Genomic DNA, 18,464 nt, shown 5'->3' on the forward strand with positions numbered 1-18,464 from the left:
CACTGCCGGGCTTAGGTTAAAAAATGCGACATATCATTTCCCTGTTGATGGAAAACGAGGCGGGGGCCTTGTCTCGTGTGGCCGGCTTGTTCTCTTCCCGCGGCTACAATATTGAGTCGCTTACCGTGGCGGCCACCGAAGATCCCACTTTATCTCGCATGACGCTGGTTACCGCTGGATCGGATGATGTAATTGAGCAAATCACCAAGCAATTGAACAAGCTTATCGAAGTGGTCAAAGTGGTGGATTTGAGTGACGGTGTTCACATCGAGCGCGAACTGATGCTGATAAAGGTGCGCGCCGTCGGCAACGATCGCGAGGAAATCAAGCGCATGGCCGATATTTTCCGTGGCCGGATTATTGACGTTACCGATAAATCCTACACCATCGAACTGACCGGCACCGGCTCCAAGCTTGACGCGTTTGTTGAAGCCATGGAGCGTAGCACGATTCTGGAAACGGTGCGTACCGGAGCCTCCGGCATCGGTCGTGGTGAACGAATACTAAAAATATAACAGTATCTTTTTTGATCTATGGGGCAGCGGGGTGCTCACCCGCCAGTTCTTGGCACTCTTCTAATTTGGGCGGAAAGGAAATTATGAACGTTTACTATGATAAAGATGCCGATTTGTCGCTCATCAAGGACAAGAAGGTAACCATTCTGGGTTATGGCTCGCAGGGCCACGCTCATGCCAATAACCTGAGCGACTCCGGTGTGACAGTTACCGTCGGCCTGCGCAGGAACGGAGCATCCTGGAGCAAGGCAGAGAAGGCTGGCCTGACCGTCAAGGAAGTAGCGGAAGCCGTGAAGGAAGCGGATGTCGTGATGGTACTGCTGCCGGATGAGGAGATCGCCGCCGTTTACAGCTCGGAGATTGAACCCCATCTCAAGAAAGGGGCCACGCTTGCGTTTGCGCATGGCTTCAATATCCATTATGGTCAGGTGTCGCCTCGCGAGGATCTCGACGTCATCATGATTGCGCCCAAGGGACCTGGTCATTTGGTGCGTTCAACCTACCTACAGGGCGGTGGCGTGCCCTCGCTCATTGCCGTGCACCAGAATACGTCTGGCAGAGCGCGCGAACTGGCGCTTTCCTATGCCGCGGCAAATGGGGGAACTCGGGGAGGGGTGATTGAAACCAACTTCCGCGAAGAAACCGAAACCGACTTGTTCGGTGAGCAGGTAGTACTGTGTGGCGGTCTTACCGCTTTGATTCAGGCGGGTTTTGAAACCCTGGTTGAAGCAGGGTATGCCCCGGAAATGGCCTATTTTGAGTGCCTGCATGAAGTCAAGCTGATTGTGGATCTAATCTATGAGGGCGGTATCGCCAACATGCGTTATTCCATCTCCAACAATGCCGAGTATGGCGATATTTCGCGCGGTTCACGTATTGTTACCGATGCAACCCGTGCTGAAATGCGCAAGATTCTTCATGAAATCCAGATAGGTCAATACGCCCGCGAGTTCATTCTGGAAAACCGCGCTGGCGCACCCATGCTTAAAGCCAGCCGCCGCCTCGCATCCGCTCATCAGATAGAAACGGTTGGTGCGAAACTGCGCGATATGATGCCGTGGATCAAGAAGAACAAGCTGGTTGACCAGGCAAAGAATTAGGGATTGATGGAAAGCGGAAGATGAACGGGAGCGGGACGCTATGGAGCGCCGCAACCACCACCATTATTTGTTTTATGGGTGACTTCCGTCTCTTCGAATCGTGGCCCGGCGGATGGCGCAATGCTCAGTCGTTATAATTTTCGCGTCGGAATCGCCGGGCTAGAATGAACCGTAAGCGTTTGGTGGTTGATCGCTCTTTTTTTAGCTCATTTGCCAACTAAGCGACATGCCTAGCAATGGTTTCTTACCTCATTCTACCTTCACCCTTTGGATGATTTCGCTACAGCTGCCGGATTTAGGTTAGAAATATCTGCGCAACAACACGCATACATCCGCACGGATGTGGGGCCGGTCATCTTCCCTGGCTGCCGGTATATTAGTTTATTCATTTCACCACTGTTTACCAGCGGCAGATAACCGTTTACCATGCATCGGTCTTCTTCGGTATTGCACATATAATGCATGATCCTCATTTGCCACGTCTCATGCTCAAATCCAAATTGCGCCGGCGGGGCATTTACTTACTACCCAACTTATTCACCACCGCCGCGTTGTTTGCCGGCTTTTACGCCATCGTACAGGCGATGAACGGTCGTTTTGAACACTCCGCGGTATCAATTTTCATTGCGATGGTGCTGGATGGGCTGGATGGCCGGGTAGCGCGGCTGACACACACCCAGAGCGAGTTTGGTGCGGAATACGATAGCCTGTCCGACATGGTTTCGTTCGGTGCCGCCCCCGCGCTGGTGATATACGAATGGGCCCTGAAGGGCATGGGTAAGTGGGGCTGGATTGCTGCTTTTATTTACTGTGTCTGTGCTGCGTTGCGTCTCGCACGTTTCAATACCAACATAGAGATAGTGGACAAGCGATTTTTTCAAGGCTTACCCACTCCGGCTGCGGCCGCTCTGATTGCAGGACTGGTTTGGGTAATGCTGGACTTCGAAATAGCAGGGCCGGATATCCGATGGCTCGCGTGGGGTATCACACTGTTTGCCGGACTGACAATGGTCAGCAACCTCCCCTATTACAGCGGCAAAGCAATTAATCTGCGCAAGAGCGTACCCTTCATTACCGTTCTGTTTCTGGCGCTGTTTTTCTTTGTGCTGATTCCCAGCCACCCTCCCGTTGTGCTATTTTGCCTATTCCTTCTTTATGCTCTTTCCGGTTATGTTATGTGGCTGTGGCGCCTGATAAAAAGAAAAAAAACGACGGAAGCCGCTACGTAGCCCGGATCTTTCACCAAACTGGCCTGAAAATTGTCGTGGCGTTATGAATCATGGCATTTGATGAGAACGTTGCGATCCAGTTTGTGCCACCAGCCTTCGGTGAAATATCCGGGCTTGTGCTCCTCTCTGTTTGTGGGCATGCATGACAGGTGTAAATCACGACGTCAAACTGGTGGCCTATCACATAGCTTTTAAAAATTGCTCACGACCACTTAACATTTCCCTAATGCTTGCTGTGCTATATTTTTAATCTCCCGTTGCTTCCGGCGGGATAGTGTGAAACCGGAAATCTTCTGAGCAAACCGGTTCTGGATGAACTATGATTTTAAGAGCGTCGCTCCATGCTGTCGAAGCTTGGACGAAGTAGTATGGGGTGCATGGAACTCTTTATGTACGTATGAATCGCAATTTTACCGGCTTTGATCTAACAAGCCATGCCGACAGGAGCGCGAACGATGAAAGCACGACTGATGCAGCAGGCATGCGCAGCGAGGGAGTAACGGCTATGTCCCTGACGGAGCACCCGGCCTGGAAGGCACTCGAAGCACATTACCACGTAATCAAGGATTTGCATTTGCGTCAGCTTTTTGCTGATGATCCCAAGCGGGGCGAGTACCTCACGGCAGAAGCCGCGGGCGTTTACCTTGACTACTCAAAAAATAGAATCACTGGCGAAACGCTACGCCTGCTTGTGCAGCTGGCCGGGGAATGCGGTTTGCGTAAACGCATTGATGCCATGTTCAGCGGCCAGCAAATCAATTCGACGGAACAGCGTGCCGCGCTTCACACTGCCTTGCGCGCACCCGAAAGTGAACTGATTGTTGTCGATGGGCTCAATATCGTACCTGCGGTGCATGCGGTGCTGAATCAGATGGCCGCTTTTGCTGATCAATTGCGTAGCGGCCAGTGGCAGGGATACACGGGCAAGCGTATTCGCAATATCATCAATATCGGAATTGGCGGTTCCGACCTGGGGCCGGTAATGGCCTATGAAGCACTGCGCCATTACAGCTTGCGTGACATGGTCTTCCGCTTTGTATCCAACGTGGATGGTACGGATTTTAAGGAAGCCACAACCGGCATCGACCCCGAAGAAACATTGTTCATTGTCTGTTCGAAAACATTTACCACGACCGAAACACTTGCTAACGCGCACGCGGCCCGTCAATGGACGCTGGATAAACTCAATGATGTCCGCGCCGTACGCAAGCACTTCGTCGCGGTCTCGACCAATGTCAAGGAAGTATCGAATTTTGGCATTGATCCCGCCAATATGTTCGGTTTCTGGGACTGGGTAGGCGGACGTTATTCAATGGACTCGGCAATTGGCCTTTCAACCATGATCGCCATCGGATCCGAAAATTTTCGCGCCATGCTGGCGGGCTTTCACGCAATGGATCAGCACTTCCGCACTGCGCCATTTGACAAAAATTTGCCCGTCCTCATGGGGCTGCTTGCGATCTGGTACAACAACTTCTTCCATAGCCAGACGATAGCTGTACTGCCTTATGATCAGTATCTCAAGCGCTTCCCGGCGTATCTGCAGCAATTGACAATGGAGAGCAATGGCAAACACGTGACGCTCGATGGCTCGCGTGTTAGCTATCAAACATCACCCATCATCTGGGGGGAACCCGGCACCAACGGTCAGCACTCATTCTATCAACTTATCCATCAGGGTACGCGCCTGATCCCTTGCGACTTCATCGGTTTCTGCCAGACCCTGAATCCCCTGGATAATCATCACGACCTGCTGATGGCAAATCTGTTCGCCCAGACCGAAGCATTGGCGTTCGGCAAAACCATGGATGAAGTAAAAGCCGAGGGTACGCCGGACTGGCTGTGCCCGCATCGGAGCTTTGAAGGTAATCGTCCTACCAACACTATCCTGGCCGAGCGTCTGACACCCCATACGCTTGGAGCGTTGGTTGCGCTCTATGAACATAGCGTTTTTACGCAAGGGGCGATCTGGAATATAGATTCATTTGATCAATGGGGTGTTGAACTTGGTAAAGCACTCGCTCAGCGCATTGTCCAGGAGTTGGAAAGTCCAGGCGAGCCACTATTGACACATGATAGTTCGACAAACGCGCTGATGCGGCGTTACGGTAAACTTAAGGGAGCGCCGTCATGAAAGTAGGCACGCGTCAAAGCAGCCAAACCTGAACAGGTAAAATTCACCTACGCAATTTTGCTTCCGGTACCGTCACAGTGAGATAGCATGATCCTAAATCAAAAGACAACCAGGAAAGTCAGCTTCCTTGCGGGAAAACTCGCCCAGTCATCAATGCTGCTGAATGTACCCAGACTTGTTACCTCCTACTACACGCAAATCCCCGACTGGTCGGTGCCAGCGCAAAGAGTTGCATTCGGCACTTCGGGGCATCGCGGCTCGGCCTTTGAAACAAGCTTTAATGAATGGCACGTGCTTGCCGCCACGCAATCTATTTGTCAGTACCGTAAACAGCAGGATATTAATGGTCCGTTATTCCTGGGTATCGACACACACGCTCTTTCCGAACCGGCATATGCCAGTGCACTTGAGGTACTGGCCGCGAATGGGGTCGAGGTCATGCTGTCCACCAATGGGGAATATACGCCCACTCCGGCGGTTTCTCACGCAATATTGACTTATAACCGCGGGCGGACGAAAGGACTCTCCGACGGTATAGTTATTACCCCTTCCCACAACCCGCCCGAAAGCGGTGGTTTTAAATACAATCCGCCCCACGGCGGCCCGGCGGGTGTCGAGATTACTGCCTTGATCGAATCCATGTCCAATGAGTTTTTGAAGAACGGACTCGACGGGGTGAAAAGGCAACGTTTCGAGGAGGCGTTGCATGCCCCTACAACGCATCGGTATGACTTTCTCAATACCTACGTCAATGACCTTGGCCAGGTCATTGATATGGATGCCATACGTGGCGCGAATATCCGCATGGGGGTGGATCCACTCGGCGGTGCCGGCGTACACTACTGGGGTGCGATCGCGGAACGCTATGGGTTGAATCTGACCGTTGTCAATGAGGCCGTCGATCCGACCTTCCGCTTCATGACACTGGATTGGGACGGCCGGATTCGCATGGACCCATCCTCCCCTTACGCCATGCATGGGCTGATTGATCTGAAAGATCAGTTCGACATCGCCTTCGCCTGCGACACCGATCATGACCGGCACGGGATCGTTACCCGGAGTATGGGCCTGCTGCCGGCGGATCATTATCTTTCCGTTGGCATTCACTACCTTTTTCGGCACCGCCCCGTGTGGAACGGTAACGTAGCGGTAGGCAAAACGGTGGTGAGCAGCCAGATGATCGATCGTATCACCGCAAAACTTGGTCGACGGCTTTATGAGGTGCCGGTCGGCTTCAAGTGGTTTGTGGAGGGTCTGCACGAAGGCTTCCTCGGCTTCTGCGGCGAAGAAAGTGCGGGCGCATCTTTCCTTCGCCTCGACGGCACGGCTTGGACGACGGATAAGGATGGAATCACGCCGGCATTGCTGTCGGCGGAAATTACCGCGCGCATGGGCCGTGATCCCGGTGAGCTATACCAGGAGTTGGAGCGCGAGTTTGGCAAATCCGTCTCTGAACGTGTTGACGCGCCAGCCACTCCGGAACAAAAAAAGATTCTGGCCAGACTTTCGCCACAACAAATACGTTCCGCAGACTTGGCGGGCGAAAAAATTGAGACCGTTCTCACCCACGCACCGGGCAATGATGCCCCTATTGGCGGTATTAAGGTGATAGCCAGGAATGGGTGGTTTGCAGCGCGTCCGTCCGGTACCGAAGACATTTACAAAGTTTATGCCGAGAGTTTCAGTGGTGTCGATCATCTGCACCGTATTCTTGAGGAAGCACAGACAATAGTTGCTGACGCGCTTGCTACGGCGACGAATGTCTAGACCACCTCAGATAACGAATGGGTGGCAGACCCCGTATACCCAGTAATCTGATTGCAATCATGCGCTGCTATATGTATTCCGCACTACGGAATCTCTGAATAGACCCCTTATAGAGCACATTGCCGGCAACCTTGGGGGGCGGGAACACTCGGAAGTTCCCTAATGGATTCTTCCGACCTTTGCTTCCGCGCTAGTGCCACTTAAATTCAATTCTTAAACAGGAGGTCAAGATGCAACTGGGGATGATCGGCTTGGGGCGCATGGGTATTAACATGGTGGGACGTCTGATGAAGGCCGGAAACGAGTGTGTGGTTTACGATCCTCGCGCTGAAGCCGTCCAGACTTCACGGTCGCAAGGTGCCGTCGGAACATCCTCGCTTGAGGAGTTGGTTGCTCGTCTGGCTACACCGCGCGTCATATGGTTAATGGTTCCCGCGGCACTGGTTGATGAGATTCTTTCGAAAATCGCATCACTGGTTGAGGCGGGTGACATCATTATTGACGGAGGCAACTCTTATTACCACGACGATATCAGGCGTGGCGCCGAGATGCGTTCACGCGGAATCCATTACGTCGATGTCGGGACAAGCGGTGGCATCGCTGGCCTTGAGCGTGGATATTGTTTGATGATCGGAGGTGAAAAAGAAATCGTCCATCACCTTGACCCAATCTTTGCTGCCCTCGCACCGGGCATTGACGCAGCTCCACGCACGCCTGGCCGCCAAGACAGCGAGGGCACGGCGGAGCAGGGCTACTTGCACTGCGGACCGCATGGCGCGGGTCATTTCGTCAAGATGGTCCATAATGGGATCGAATATGGTCTCATGGCGGCTTATGCCGAGGGTTTGAATATCCTGCATAGCGCCAATGCCGGCAAACGGGTGCAAGACATGGATGCGGAGACAACGCCGATGCGCAATCCCGAATTTTACCAATATGAGCTGGATTTGCCGGAAATCGCCGAAGTCTGGCGGCGAGGCAGCGTCGTGGCGTCCTGGCTGCTCGATCTGACAGCCGAGGCTTTGATTGACGATGCCGAACTCACCGAATTTTCGGGACGCGTCTCGGATTCCGGCGAGGGACGCTGGACAACGCTGGCTGCAGTCGACGAAGGTGTGCCTGTGCCAGTGATTAGCGCTGCGCTTTTCAGCCGCTTTGAGTCCCGTGGCAATGCCGACTATGCAGACCGGTTGCTCTCTGCCATGAGGAAGCAATTTGGCGGCCATGGCGAGAAAAAAGCGGGAGGGTGAGATGGAAGAGGCGGGCGGTAGCGCGGTCCCATCCGATGCGTTGGTGCTGTTCGGGATAACGGGTGACCTTGCCCAGAAAAAAATCTTTCCGGCGCTTTATGCGATGGCGAAGCAGGGTTCTCTCAATGTGCCCGTGGTCGGCGTGGCCTCTTCGAATTATAGCGTCGCGCAACTCCGCGACAAAGCGGCTGCGGCCATCAGGAAGGCCGGAGAAGTTGATGACCAGAATGCGCTGAATCACCTGCTTTCCCTGCTCCGGTATGTAAGTGGAAATTACAATAGCCCGGAGACGTTCAAAACTATCAAGGCGGCGCTGGGTGATGCCCGGCGCCCGGCGCATTATCTCGCTATTCCGCCTTCTCTTTTCGCGACTGTCATAGAAGGCCTTGGCGCCGCCCATTTAGCGGATCATGCGCGAGTAGTCGTTGAAAAGCCTTTCGGACGCGACCTGGCCTCAGCGCGCGAGCTCAATCGCGTCGCGCGCTCGGTATTTCCGGAAAACGCGATCTTTCGCATCGATCACTTTCTCGGAAAGGAGGCGATCATGAACATTCTCTATTTCCGATTCGCCAATTCATTCCTTGAGCCGATATGGAATCGGAACTACGTAGCCAGCGTCCAGATAACGCTCGCCGAGAATTTTGGCGTGGAGGGCCGCGGTGGATTTTACGAATCCGCAGGCTGCCTTCGCGACGTGATACAGAATCATCTTTTCCAGATCGTCGCGCTGCTCGCCATGGAGCCCCCTTCCTACAGGGGTTTTGGATCGGTTCAGGGCGAAAAAGCCAATATTCTTCGGGCCATGCGCCCGGTAATATCAGACGACGTGGTGCGTGGACAGTATGCCGGTTATCACAAGGAAGCGGGTGTTGCCAAGGATTCCGACGTCGAGACGTTTTGCGCTTTGCGCCTTTTCATTGACTCTTGGCGCTGGGAAGGCGTTCCGTGGTACTTGCGCTCGGGGAAATTTCTCGCAGAGACGGCAGCGGAAGTTATCGTCCAACTGAAGCCGCCCCCGCAACGGCTTTTCGCCGATTCGGGACCGGAAAATTGCAGCGCCAATTACTTGCGTTTCCGGCTTTCTCCCCTCTCCGCTATTGCCATTGCCGCCCGGGTCAAGCGCGCCGGCAAGGAATTTATTGGCGATCAGCGGGAACTCTGCCTGGTCGAAGAACACTTCGGGCGTGAATCGCCTTACGAGCGGCTATTGCATGACGCCATGATCGGCGATGGTGCTCTGTTTACACGCCAGGAAGCGGTAGAAGCCGCCTGGGCGACGCTTGATCCCGTTCTCACAACGCATCATCGGGCCCTTCCCTATAAACGAGGGAGCTGGGGACCCAAAGCAGCCGAGGCCCTCATCGCGCCAGATGGATGCTGGCACAACCCGGAGTCGAGAATCTGATGCGCTGTTACGCCGCGCCGCGGCACTGACTATGACATCAATGGCATAAGAAGCCGATGTCGGGCTCATGCTGCGGCTCATTCCTCCAAGAAACCCATCTCTCCAATAACGCAATCCACTGAAATCCGGTTCCAATGGGAGCTTTTGATAATTGGAATCCGGAATGAAGCACACCGCCATCATGATATTCATCCGACATATTACTGATATATATGGGGAAATAATGATATCTTCGTATAACTGGAAGGGTTAACGAATTTTTTACATTAAGACGACGCTTTTTTCACAGTTCGCATGTTATTTTTGGATTGCATAACGTCATTTCTGTCCTTCCATATCGAATGTCATAATCTTACGAGGACTTTCTTATGAATAAATCATTTTATTTTAAATTGACACAATCGGCTGCACTGGTTTCCGCTGTTTTTTTCTGTACATTACCCGCCGCGCAGGCAGATACGCTGGCGGATAATCTGGCTGCGATGGAGGCGCAAAGCCCCATTAACATCACCACGAATAACACAACTTTTGTCAAAAACTTATCTCCTCTTTTATTTACGTTGAATTCCGATACTCAGCTGAAGGTAATCAATAATGGCTCGCCTGGCGTGGACAAAACCGCCGCCAGAGCTAATCTTGTTGATCCAGGTGCCGGATCGGTAACGGTTGGCGGTGATACGTACAGGTTGTCCCAGTTCCACTTTCATGCACCTGCGGAGCATTTGGAGAACGGCTATAAATTTCCCATGGAGATGCATATGGTATTTGCCGATTCCAAAAATAACTTGCTTGTCGTAGGCAGATGGGTTGAGGAGGGGGCATTCAATCAGGCGCTTGACCCGATTTTCTCTAACTTGCCGCAGACCGTAACGGATACGCTCACAGTCGATCACTTCAATTTGAATGCACTGATTCCGGATAATCTGAACTCCTTTCGCTACGATGGATCACTCACAACGCCTCCATTCTCGGAGGGCGTAAAATGGGTTGACCTGGCGCAACCGCTAGATATGTCCGCGGCTCAAATTAATGCTTTCAGTTCGCTTTTTCCCAATGGTGATGCACGTGAGATTCAGGCACTCAATGGGCGAACGATACTCACCGATGTACCGGGATTTGCTACTGTCGCGGTGGTTCCTGAACCGGAAACCTATACCATGCTGCTGGCGGGACTGGGCCTGATAGGCTTTATGGCAAGACGGCGTCTTGTTAACGGGGGCTTTATGGGTTCTGTCGCATAAATTTCCGTAAGCAAGAAATAGTCAGCACGTTTTTTTTACTTCCACCATCCCGGAAGGATGGTGGAAGATTAAAACACGAATCTGCTGATCCCTCTAGATTCCCTCGAATTAATGATTCTCTCGTACTCGATTATTCTTTACCGGAGATCTTTGCGGAGATTAAGTACGCCGCTGGTCTCTGCCACAGCCTGGTAGTCCGGTGAAATGAAAGCGCGTGTCATTCCGTTCGTCATTATTTCTTTTCTATTAGCTTTCTCATCTCTTATCCATGCCCAGAATGGGGAATGGGCAAGTCTCAACGCCGAAGCGAGGTCACTCTATCAGAATGGTCAATACGACCAGGCGGTAGTGCTGGTTAAAAGAGCGCTTGATATCGCTCAAAGGGAATGGGGCCCCGATCATCCCAATGTGGCCCAGACATTGAACAATCTCGGCTTAATCTTTCATGGTCAGGGCGAGTACGCGCAAGCGGAGCCGCTCTATACGCGTTCGCTGGCAATCTGGGAAAAAGCGCTTGGGCCCGATAGCCCCACAGTGGCTAAAGGGATGAACAATCTGGCGGAGCTTTATCGCGTCGAAGGACGATATGCGCAGGCCGAGTCGCTCTACAAACGTTCGCTGGCAATCTGGGAAAAAACACTTGGGCCCGGCCATACGGATGTGGCCACGAGTCTCAATAATCTTGCGCTACTCTACAAGATTCAGGGGCATTATGCGGAAGCCGAACCGTTATATCAACGCTCCCTCGCAATCTGGGAGCAATCCGCCGGACCCGATCATCCTGATGTGGCCATTAGCCTGAATAACCTTGCGGGACTCTATCGCGCACAGGGTAGCTACGTCAGGGCCGAGCCGCTTTACAAGCGTTCGCTGGCGATCTGGGAGCGGGCGCTCGGGCTCGATCATCCTAGTGTCGCCCAAGGTCTGAACAATCTTGCGGAGCTATATATCGCTGACGGCGACTTCACCCTGGCCGAGCCACTTTTAAAGCGTTCGCTGGCGATCAGCGAGGAAGCACTGGGATCCGACCACCCAAATGTGGCAACAACTCTGAATAACCTGGCGAAACTTTATTATGGGGAGGGCAAATACGAGGCGGCTATACCGCTCTTTGAACGCTCGCTGGCGATCTGGGAGAAAGCACTTGGGCCTGATCATCCGCATGTGGCCTTGAGCCTGAATAATCTTGCGAAACTTTATGAGGCCCAGGGACAATACGCGAGGGCTGAGCCGCTCTTTATCCGTTCCCTGTCCATCCTGGAGAGAGCTCTTGGCCGGACGCATCCCAATGTGATCGTAAGTTTAAATAATGTCGCCGAATTCTACAGAAAGTCCGGCAGAGAAATAGAGGCAGCGGCGGTGGAAAGACGAATATTAGCCGCCAATGGAGGAAGCGCTATGGAGCGAGTTTCTGGCGAAATCAGGTGATCACAGATTCACTACAATAGTAGCGGTGATTATGGTCCGGTCGACGGTGCCTGAAAGTGTAACGCTGTAAACGCTTGATTTTACTATTTTAACCTCGTGGCAGAAACTCTGGGAGCTTGCCGGACTCAAAGAATCGAAGCAAAGAAGTTACTGGGCCAGGACGGATTTTGACGATTTTTAAGGCCAATAGGTGTTCTATTAGCCAGAAAAGCGGCGAAATAGGGATCGGCCCCAATGTGTTTACAAGGCTTTTGCAGCCGATTTCCTTTAAGCCCGACAGACTGCTAAGATTTGGCAAGACATTTCATTTGTCTATCTTTCTGAGCCGGATAAGGAGGAGTACCATGAAACACAGGTTCACTCTGGATAACGCCATAGTTAGGTTCGCGGCGCTTGCCGGCATCATGATTTTCGGCTTGATGAGCGTATCTCATGCACAGACTGACAAGGCGGCGGCACCGTCTGGTCCTATGTCTGTACAGGGTACCTTGATCGTAGCGCAGCTCTCACAAAGATGGGGAGACGCCGCGACGGGTCAAAAAGATTTGCCGCCCGAAAGCGCAAGCGCTGCCTCCACACCCGGCACACCCAATCAGGCAAACTCTTCATCAAGCTGGTCATCCGTGGAACAAGCGCCTGGGTCTGGCTCGTGCAGGTACGCCACACCGGAACAAGAAAGTTTTTTTTGCAAGATGAGAAGAATCTTCTATGGCCGCGACTCCTGGGGACCGAACCAGGATATGGATAGTAATATCTCGGCGGGAGGCGCGGGAGGCTAGGATCCATATTCCAGTTTGTGGAGTGTCGACAGCGTCGCATTGATCAGATGAAACAATCATCTCCGCATTGAACCAGATGCGGGCATTCAGATAAGTTCGTAGATCTGTGCAGCATTCGTTTCGCTATTTCGCTGGATTAGCGGAAAAATAGAAAGAGGAATTGTCATGGTACGTTATTCCATTTTGAGAAACGCTGCGATTCAGTTTGTGGTACTTGCTGGTCTCACGATTTTCGCCATGACGACTATCTATGCCCAGGGCGGCGGGGCAGCGGGACAGCCGCCATCCGGACAGGAAGACGCCGCGTCAGGTCAGGAAGGTTCGCTGCTAAAAAAAGATAGCACCACACCCGGGCAGGGCACGCCCGATCAGTCCGGCTCTCCATCCGTCTCGTTACCTTCAGATCAGGAAGCCGGCTTGGACGAGCACCCTCCCCCTAAACCGAAGAGTCTTTTCCAAAAGATTATCACGATATTCTTCGGACGAGACTCGCCCCCCGGACCGAACCGGGATGTGGACACCAATATCTCCGCAGGGGGGGCAGGGGGAGGATAACGCACGCTTGGCAAAACAAAGCACGCGGCAAAGAATCAGGCGAATGTTTCCATTGCGGCCCATTCTCCAAACTTTATTGGATAACACTGATGTCATAATGCTGATCGGATATATCCATACCGGTCAAGTCCATCCGAAAAACCATTTAGATCAACCCCCAGAAGAAACTTAATGACGTAGGAATATTTACTGCGAGATCCCGGCAGGCCCGCAATTGAAAGCACTGACCTCCAGGATAAATACTCAATCCAGCCATACACCTGCCTTAGCTGCAACGGCTACCATAACTGTGACCGGCTTACCTCTTCCATAAAACGCTACATTCAATTATCGGCAACCCTTTTGCCGGTATGGTCTTGCAATCACATCCATCCATCGCTGAATTCTGGCAAAAACAGGGATGGTCTGATTACACCAGCATTTCTTGACAGGTTCTTCACTTCCATTTGACATTCTTTTAACGAATGTTCCAGCATTTTTCACATCTGCGTGACATTTCTTTGACACGCGCCATGCTATTTTTCCTACGAACATGAGTTTCTTTCAAATATCGAAACTCATCGATAAAAATTATTGCAACGACATAATTACAAGGCTCGCAATCTTAAAAACCTAGCCATATTTAATTCTGAAATCCGGAGCATGTGATGAAATCTAGTCTTACATTAACCTTTCTGTCCTGTTGTGTATTTTCGACCTCGCTATATGCTCAGGCTATCGATTTGTATGTGGATACCAAAACCAAACAGATCTATTCCGAGCCCGGGGCTGGGCGTGTACGCATGGGTTCTTTCGAAAAAGTGCCCGACACACCCGCGAAACCACCCGCCAGCGCGGATTCGGGTCAAGCACCGGCCACTGGCAAAGACGCCGGAGTGGCCCAAGCTCCTCAAGGTGCGCCGGTAAGCGCAACTCCTGCGGATAAATCAAAAGGCGTGGTCGCAGAGACGGCGAAAGGAGGGTTTGGCTTCGCAGATTGGAAAGAGAAAGACCCATTCAAGTGGAATCTGAATGGAGACGGTAGCCAGTATCTTAAATTTGGCTTTCTTAACCAGGTCCAGTTACGGTATGAGCAAAATAATCCGGGATCATTGATACAAGGCCAGCCCGTGGATGATTCGACCGACATCGGACTGCGCCGGACTCGTCTCGTCCTGCAAGGACAAATCACTGATCGGGTATACTTCTACACCCAATACGGGATGAATAATTTCAACTTCCTGTCTCAAATGAACGGGAATCGACATATTGAAGCCTATTTTCATGATGCCTTCGGTGAATTGCGGTTGACTGAGGGGCATCAAATGGTTTTTGGGGGGGGGCTCGGCATGTTTAATGGCCTCACCCGCTTCAGTGCCCCTAGCGTCAGTACCATTATGACAATGGATGTCCCGGTTGGTCTTCAGTACACCACGGAACGGACGTCCTTGTTTAATAGGCAGCTGGGCGTCTATCTTCGCGGCCAGATCAGCAAGTTTCGCTATATCGTAGCAGCTAATGATTCGTTTCCGATAACAACCGACGGAATAACGAATGACGGCGCTATTTCCCCCACAGTTTCCAATTTTGCCCAAGTTGGCCATAAAAAGAATTTTACGGGAATGTTCTACTGGAATTTCTGGGAGACGGAACCGAATACCAACCCTTATATGCAGGGAACCTATCTGGGCAAGAAAAGCATACTGAATCTTGAAGCCGGCTTTGCCACACAGAAAGACGCCATGTGGACGGGCACTTCTGCTGCGGACGCTCGATTTCATGATATGACACACTGGTCAGTCGCGGGCTATCTGGATGCGCCGGTGGATAAGGTGAGGGAAACAGCCATCTCCGCTTATATTGGATACACCAGTCTGAATTATGGGCCAAATTATCTTCGCATGAACGGCAATGGCCAGAACTCGGCTAACGGGGTCGGTCCGGGCGGCAGCTTGAATGGAGCAGGCAACACCTTCCCGATGTTTGGTACAGGTGATCTCTGGTATGCGCAGATAGGGTATTTGCTACCCATAGATTGGCTGGGGGGAAAGAATGGCCAGCTTCAACCCTACGCTTCGATAACAAGTGCGAATTGGGAGGCTTTGCGTGATCAAATGAATGTATTTAACTTAGGACTTAACTGGCTGATAAAAGGCCACAACAGCAAGGTTACTTTCGATTGGCAAAATAGGCCGATATTCAATACCGCCGGAAATACGATTGCCAATAGAAATCAATTCGTCTTGCAATATCAGATTGCTTTCTAACAGGTATTTCTCTCTCTCTATTCATTTGATCCCCCGGGCCGGCGAAGCTGGCCCGGGTCATTACATCCGCTCATTTTTCCTCCCGCGGATGCCTTCGCGATATAGTGTCTTCCGCGTACTGAGTGATGAGTCGGCAAGATTAAGATGGGGGCCTGCCACGTTTACGCAACGGTTATAGGCTATAGCCAAAGGGATTCTTTTTGCCTTTCCTGACCCAGGTCGCGTCCGGGTCAGCACTCCGGGTTCCAGTATAATTGGCCTGTTTGGGCGATGTCATTGCCGTGCTGCACGGCGTGCCGTCTTCATGAAATTTGGGCGCGCCTGTGGCATCCAGCTCAATGGTCTCGTCACGCCTTGGACGAGCGGCAGTCCATACCAGCGTGACATCAATAATTGCACCTTGGGCACACTCGACCGAGAAGCCATGGGTCTGCAACGCTGAATTCACGCCAGCGAGTAATCCAGCGAGCCTGCCCGATTCGATCAAATGATTGCGAAAACGGCGCAGCGTGGTTTCATCCGGCGCATTGTCAGAGAAATCCATGCCGCAGAAATGCATGAAATCAATACGCACGCGCAACGCTTCTCCCAGTTCCGAATCCGATAAGTTGTGCCACTGCCCCAGCAATACTGCTTTGAACATGACTAATGGATCTATGACCTCTTGCCCTCCCATCCGGCTGGCATCACATTTGTTGAGTCCCGCAAACCGGTCACGAAGCCCCTCCCAGTCAATCAGCGCGTGTGCTTTCATCAACACGCTATCAGCCCCCGCGCACGCTTCCATTTTCATCGATCCAAAACTCGTTTGCATCGGTTTGCGCTCCCTTCGTTATCCCTCACCTCAAATTCATTCAAACGTAATCAATTCGATTGTGCAGAGTCTTAAAAAACGAATCCGCTAGAGATAAGGCATCCAAGGCAAGCTAGCACAAGTCATGTGAAAAAAGCGTCGCAATGATCTCAAGAATTTGTGAAACCCATCGAGATTGCAACGGCTTGATAGGTGAGGGTTCATAACAATGGCCAGCACCCACCTTACTCCTGGAAACTATTGCACGAATTCGGGAAACCCTTTATATTTCTCACATGAAACAGACTTACTCCACTCTCCCGCTCCGTTTTTTATGCCATCCGCCGCTTGTGGCGAGATCACTGCTGCGCTTTGCGCGCTAACTACTAAACCCCCCTCCTCCAAGTTTTTACCCCCTGTGGAATCTGTTCCCGGATTCTGTATCACAACGTAATTATTCTTTCTGAAACGGAGAAACCAGTGAAAGATCATTTGATTATTTTTGACACCACGCTGCGCGATGGTGAGCAGAGTCCCGGTGCATCCATGACCAGGGAGGAAAAGGTGCGTATCGCGCGACAATTGGAGCGCATGCGGGTGGACATAATCGAAGCCGGTTTTCCTGCCGCATCCAACGGTGATTTCGATGCGGTAAAGGCGGTGGCTGACGCGATTAAGGACAGCACCGTGTGTGGCCTGGCACGGGCAACCGAAGCCGATATCAAACGCGCCGGCGAAGCCTTGCAAGGAGCTAATTCAGCGCGTATCCATACTTTTATTGCGACCTCCCCGATTCACATGGAAAAGAAACTTCGCATGTCTCCAGACCAGGTGATAGAACAGGCGGTGAAAGCCGTGAAATGGGCGCGCCAATACACGGACGATGTGGAGTTCTCCCCTGAGGACGCGGGCCGCTCGGACATTACATTCCTCTGCCGTATTCTGGAAGCCGTCATTAATGCGGGTGCAAAAACCCTGAATATTCCCGATACCGTTGGCTACACCATGCCGGAACAATTTGGCGGACTCATCCATACGCTGCGCGAGCGCATCCCCAATTCCGATAAGGTGGTGTTCTCTGTGCATTGCCACAATGATCTTGGACTGGCAGTGGCTAACTCATTGTCGGCGGTAATGAATGGCGCTCGGCAAGTGGAGTGCACTATAAACGGGCTGGGCGAGCGGGCAGGCAATGCCTCATTGGAGGAAATCGTGATGGCGGTACGCACGCGTCAGGATTTCTTTCCCTGCGAGACGCGCATAGACGCCACTCATATCGTACCAGCAAGCAAGCTGGTATCAGGCATTACTGGCTTTCCGGTACAGCCGAACAAGGCTATAGTCGGCGCAAATGCGTTCGCCCATGAATCCGGCATACATCAGGATGGCGTGCTAAAGCATCGTGAAACATACGAAATCATGCGCGCCGAGGATGTCGGCTGGGGTGCGAATAAGTTACTGCTGGGCAAACATTCGGGGCGCAATGCCTTTCGCAGCCGTTTAGCGGAACTCGGTATCGAACTGGAATCGGAAGAAGTGCTTAATGCCACATTCATGCGCTTCAAGGAACTGGCCGACAAGAAGCATGATATCTTCGATGAAGACCTGCACGCCCTGGTTTCGGAAGATGCCATCACCTTACATGAACACTACAAGCTTTTGTCGCTGATTGCGCATAGCGAAACAGGCGAAACACCGTATGCCAGCATAGTGATTGCCGAAGATGGCAAGGAGTCGCGCGCTGAGTCGGATGGCAGCGGGCCGGTAGATGCCACTTTCCGCGCAATCGAGAAAATTCTGGCCAGTGGCGCCGACTTGCAGCTGTTTTCGGTTAACGCCATCACCAGCGGCACCGATTCACAAGGTGAAGTGACGGTGCGGTTGCAAAAATCGGGGCGCATCGTCAACGGAAACGGTGCGGACACCGACATCGTGGTGGCTTCCGCCAAGGCTTACCTCAGTGCGCTCAACAAGCTGCATAGCAAGCTGGAACGGGCTCACCCACAGGTTTAGCGGCAGAAC

The 18,464-nt window shown here is 52.2% G+C and carries 14 protein-coding genes; 13 read left to right on the forward strand and 1 reads right to left on the reverse strand.

All coding sequences use genetic code 11. The annotated features are described in order from the left end of the window. Nucleotides 1-23 precede the first annotated feature (23 nt). The 12 genes from ilvN to BLO43_RS08505 all read left to right on the forward strand — a co-directional run bounded on the left by ilvN (nt 24) and on the right by BLO43_RS08505 (nt 15,649). Complete coding sequence (gene ilvN / locus BLO43_RS08450; protein WP_074631028.1) at nt 24-515, forward strand: acetolactate synthase small subunit; 492 nt, start codon at nt 24-26, stop codon at nt 513-515. An 83-nt stretch (nt 516-598) separates the two neighbouring features. Then, nucleotides 599-1,615, forward strand: a complete 1,017-nt coding sequence (gene ilvC / locus BLO43_RS08455; RefSeq protein WP_074631027.1) for a ketol-acid reductoisomerase — start codon at nt 599-601, stop codon at nt 1,613-1,615. A 485-nt stretch (nt 1,616-2,100) separates the two neighbouring features. Continuing rightward, nucleotides 2,101-2,844, forward strand: coding sequence for a CDP-diacylglycerol--serine O-phosphatidyltransferase (pssA, locus tag BLO43_RS08460; RefSeq protein ID WP_254773393.1), 744 nt, complete (start codon nt 2,101-2,103; stop codon nt 2,842-2,844). Between the two features lie 397 nt (nt 2,845-3,241). Further along, a complete protein-coding gene (gene pgi / locus BLO43_RS08465; RefSeq protein ID WP_254773394.1) occupies nt 3,242-4,978 on the forward strand; it encodes a glucose-6-phosphate isomerase in 1,737 nt (578 codons plus the stop codon). Nucleotides 4,979-5,065: 87 nt separating this feature from the next. Beyond that, complete coding sequence (gene pgm / locus BLO43_RS08470; protein ID WP_090906681.1) at nt 5,066-6,745, forward strand: phosphoglucomutase (alpha-D-glucose-1,6-bisphosphate-dependent); 1,680 nt, start codon at nt 5,066-5,068, stop codon at nt 6,743-6,745. A gap of 230 nt (nt 6,746-6,975) precedes the next feature. After that, nucleotides 6,976-7,995 carry a phosphogluconate dehydrogenase (NAD(+)-dependent, decarboxylating) gene (gene gnd / locus BLO43_RS08475; protein WP_090906682.1) on the forward strand — a complete coding sequence of 340 codons (1,020 nt, stop codon included), beginning with the start codon at nt 6,976-6,978 and terminating at the stop codon, nt 7,993-7,995. Further along, nucleotides 7,970-9,400: a glucose-6-phosphate dehydrogenase gene (gene zwf / locus BLO43_RS08480; RefSeq protein ID WP_254773395.1), complete on the forward strand. Its 1,431-nt coding sequence runs from the start codon at nt 7,970-7,972 to the stop codon at nt 9,398-9,400. The genes gnd and zwf overlap by 26 nt, the downstream gene beginning before the upstream one ends. A gap of 368 nt (nt 9,401-9,768) precedes the next feature. Then, on the forward strand, nt 9,769-10,641 hold the full coding sequence (locus BLO43_RS08485) for a carbonic anhydrase family protein (RefSeq protein WP_074631022.1): 873 nt from the start codon (nt 9,769-9,771) through the stop codon (nt 10,639-10,641). Nucleotides 10,642-10,845: 204 nt separating this feature from the next. Beyond that, the gene (locus tag BLO43_RS08490) at nt 10,846-12,069 is read left to right on the forward strand and encodes a tetratricopeptide repeat protein (RefSeq protein ID WP_090906684.1); all 1,224 of its coding nucleotides are present in this window, start codon (nt 10,846-10,848) and stop codon (nt 12,067-12,069) included. A gap of 344 nt (nt 12,070-12,413) precedes the next feature. Next, complete coding sequence (locus BLO43_RS08495; protein WP_090906685.1) at nt 12,414-12,848, forward strand: hypothetical protein; 435 nt, start codon at nt 12,414-12,416, stop codon at nt 12,846-12,848. Between the two features lie 165 nt (nt 12,849-13,013). Further along, the gene (locus BLO43_RS08500) at nt 13,014-13,403 is read left to right on the forward strand and encodes a hypothetical protein (protein WP_090906686.1); all 390 of its coding nucleotides are present in this window, start codon (nt 13,014-13,016) and stop codon (nt 13,401-13,403) included. A 647-nt stretch (nt 13,404-14,050) separates the two neighbouring features. Next, nucleotides 14,051-15,649, forward strand: coding sequence for a hypothetical protein (locus tag BLO43_RS08505; RefSeq protein ID WP_090906687.1), 1,599 nt, complete (start codon nt 14,051-14,053; stop codon nt 15,647-15,649). A 172-nt stretch (nt 15,650-15,821) separates the two neighbouring features. On the opposite strand, the gene BLO43_RS08510 is transcribed toward BLO43_RS08505, so the two are convergent. Next, the gene (locus BLO43_RS08510; RefSeq protein WP_090906688.1) at nt 15,822-16,463 is read right to left on the reverse strand and encodes a transposase; all 642 of its coding nucleotides are present in this window, start codon (nt 16,461-16,463) and stop codon (nt 15,822-15,824) included. A gap of 459 nt (nt 16,464-16,922) precedes the next feature. Between BLO43_RS08510 and BLO43_RS08515 the strand changes: the two genes are divergently transcribed. Next, nucleotides 16,923-18,455 carry a 2-isopropylmalate synthase gene (locus BLO43_RS08515; protein ID WP_074631015.1) on the forward strand — a complete coding sequence of 511 codons (1,533 nt, stop codon included), beginning with the start codon at nt 16,923-16,925 and terminating at the stop codon, nt 18,453-18,455. The last annotated feature ends 9 nt before the right edge of the window (nt 18,456-18,464 follow it).

It is taken from the genome of Nitrosospira sp. Nsp13, assembly GCF_900101945.1.
In the GTDB taxonomy this organism is placed as follows: domain Bacteria; phylum Pseudomonadota; class Gammaproteobacteria; order Burkholderiales; family Nitrosomonadaceae; genus Nitrosospira; species Nitrosospira multiformis_D.

What these genes read in the sequence shown, in the direction of transcription:
- ilvN (WP_074631028.1), top strand. Translation starts at nt 24, where the DNA reads ATGCGACATATCATTTCCCTGTTGATGGAAAACGAGGCGGGGGCCTTG.
- ilvC (WP_074631027.1), top strand. Translation starts at nt 599, where the DNA reads ATGAACGTTTACTATGATAAAGATGCCGATTTGTCGCTCATCAAGGAC.
- pssA (WP_254773393.1), top strand. Translation starts at nt 2,101, where the DNA reads ATGCTCAAATCCAAATTGCGCCGGCGGGGCATTTACTTACTACCCAAC.
- pgi (WP_254773394.1), top strand. Translation starts at nt 3,242, where the DNA reads ATGAATCGCAATTTTACCGGCTTTGATCTAACAAGCCATGCCGACAGG.
- pgm (WP_090906681.1), top strand. Translation starts at nt 5,066, where the DNA reads ATGATCCTAAATCAAAAGACAACCAGGAAAGTCAGCTTCCTTGCGGGA.
- gnd (WP_090906682.1), top strand. Translation starts at nt 6,976, where the DNA reads ATGCAACTGGGGATGATCGGCTTGGGGCGCATGGGTATTAACATGGTG.
- zwf (WP_254773395.1), top strand. Translation starts at nt 7,970, where the DNA reads ATGGCGAGAAAAAAGCGGGAGGGTGAGATGGAAGAGGCGGGCGGTAGC.
- BLO43_RS08485 (WP_074631022.1), top strand. Translation starts at nt 9,769, where the DNA reads ATGAATAAATCATTTTATTTTAAATTGACACAATCGGCTGCACTGGTT.
- BLO43_RS08490 (WP_090906684.1), top strand. Translation starts at nt 10,846, where the DNA reads ATGAAAGCGCGTGTCATTCCGTTCGTCATTATTTCTTTTCTATTAGCT.
- BLO43_RS08495 (WP_090906685.1), top strand. Translation starts at nt 12,414, where the DNA reads ATGAAACACAGGTTCACTCTGGATAACGCCATAGTTAGGTTCGCGGCG.
- BLO43_RS08500 (WP_090906686.1), top strand. Translation starts at nt 13,014, where the DNA reads ATGGTACGTTATTCCATTTTGAGAAACGCTGCGATTCAGTTTGTGGTA.
- BLO43_RS08505 (WP_090906687.1), top strand. Translation starts at nt 14,051, where the DNA reads ATGAAATCTAGTCTTACATTAACCTTTCTGTCCTGTTGTGTATTTTCG.
- BLO43_RS08510 (WP_090906688.1), bottom strand. Translation starts at nt 16,463, where the DNA reads ATGCAAACGAGTTTTGGATCGATGAAAATGGAAGCGTGCGCGGGGGCT.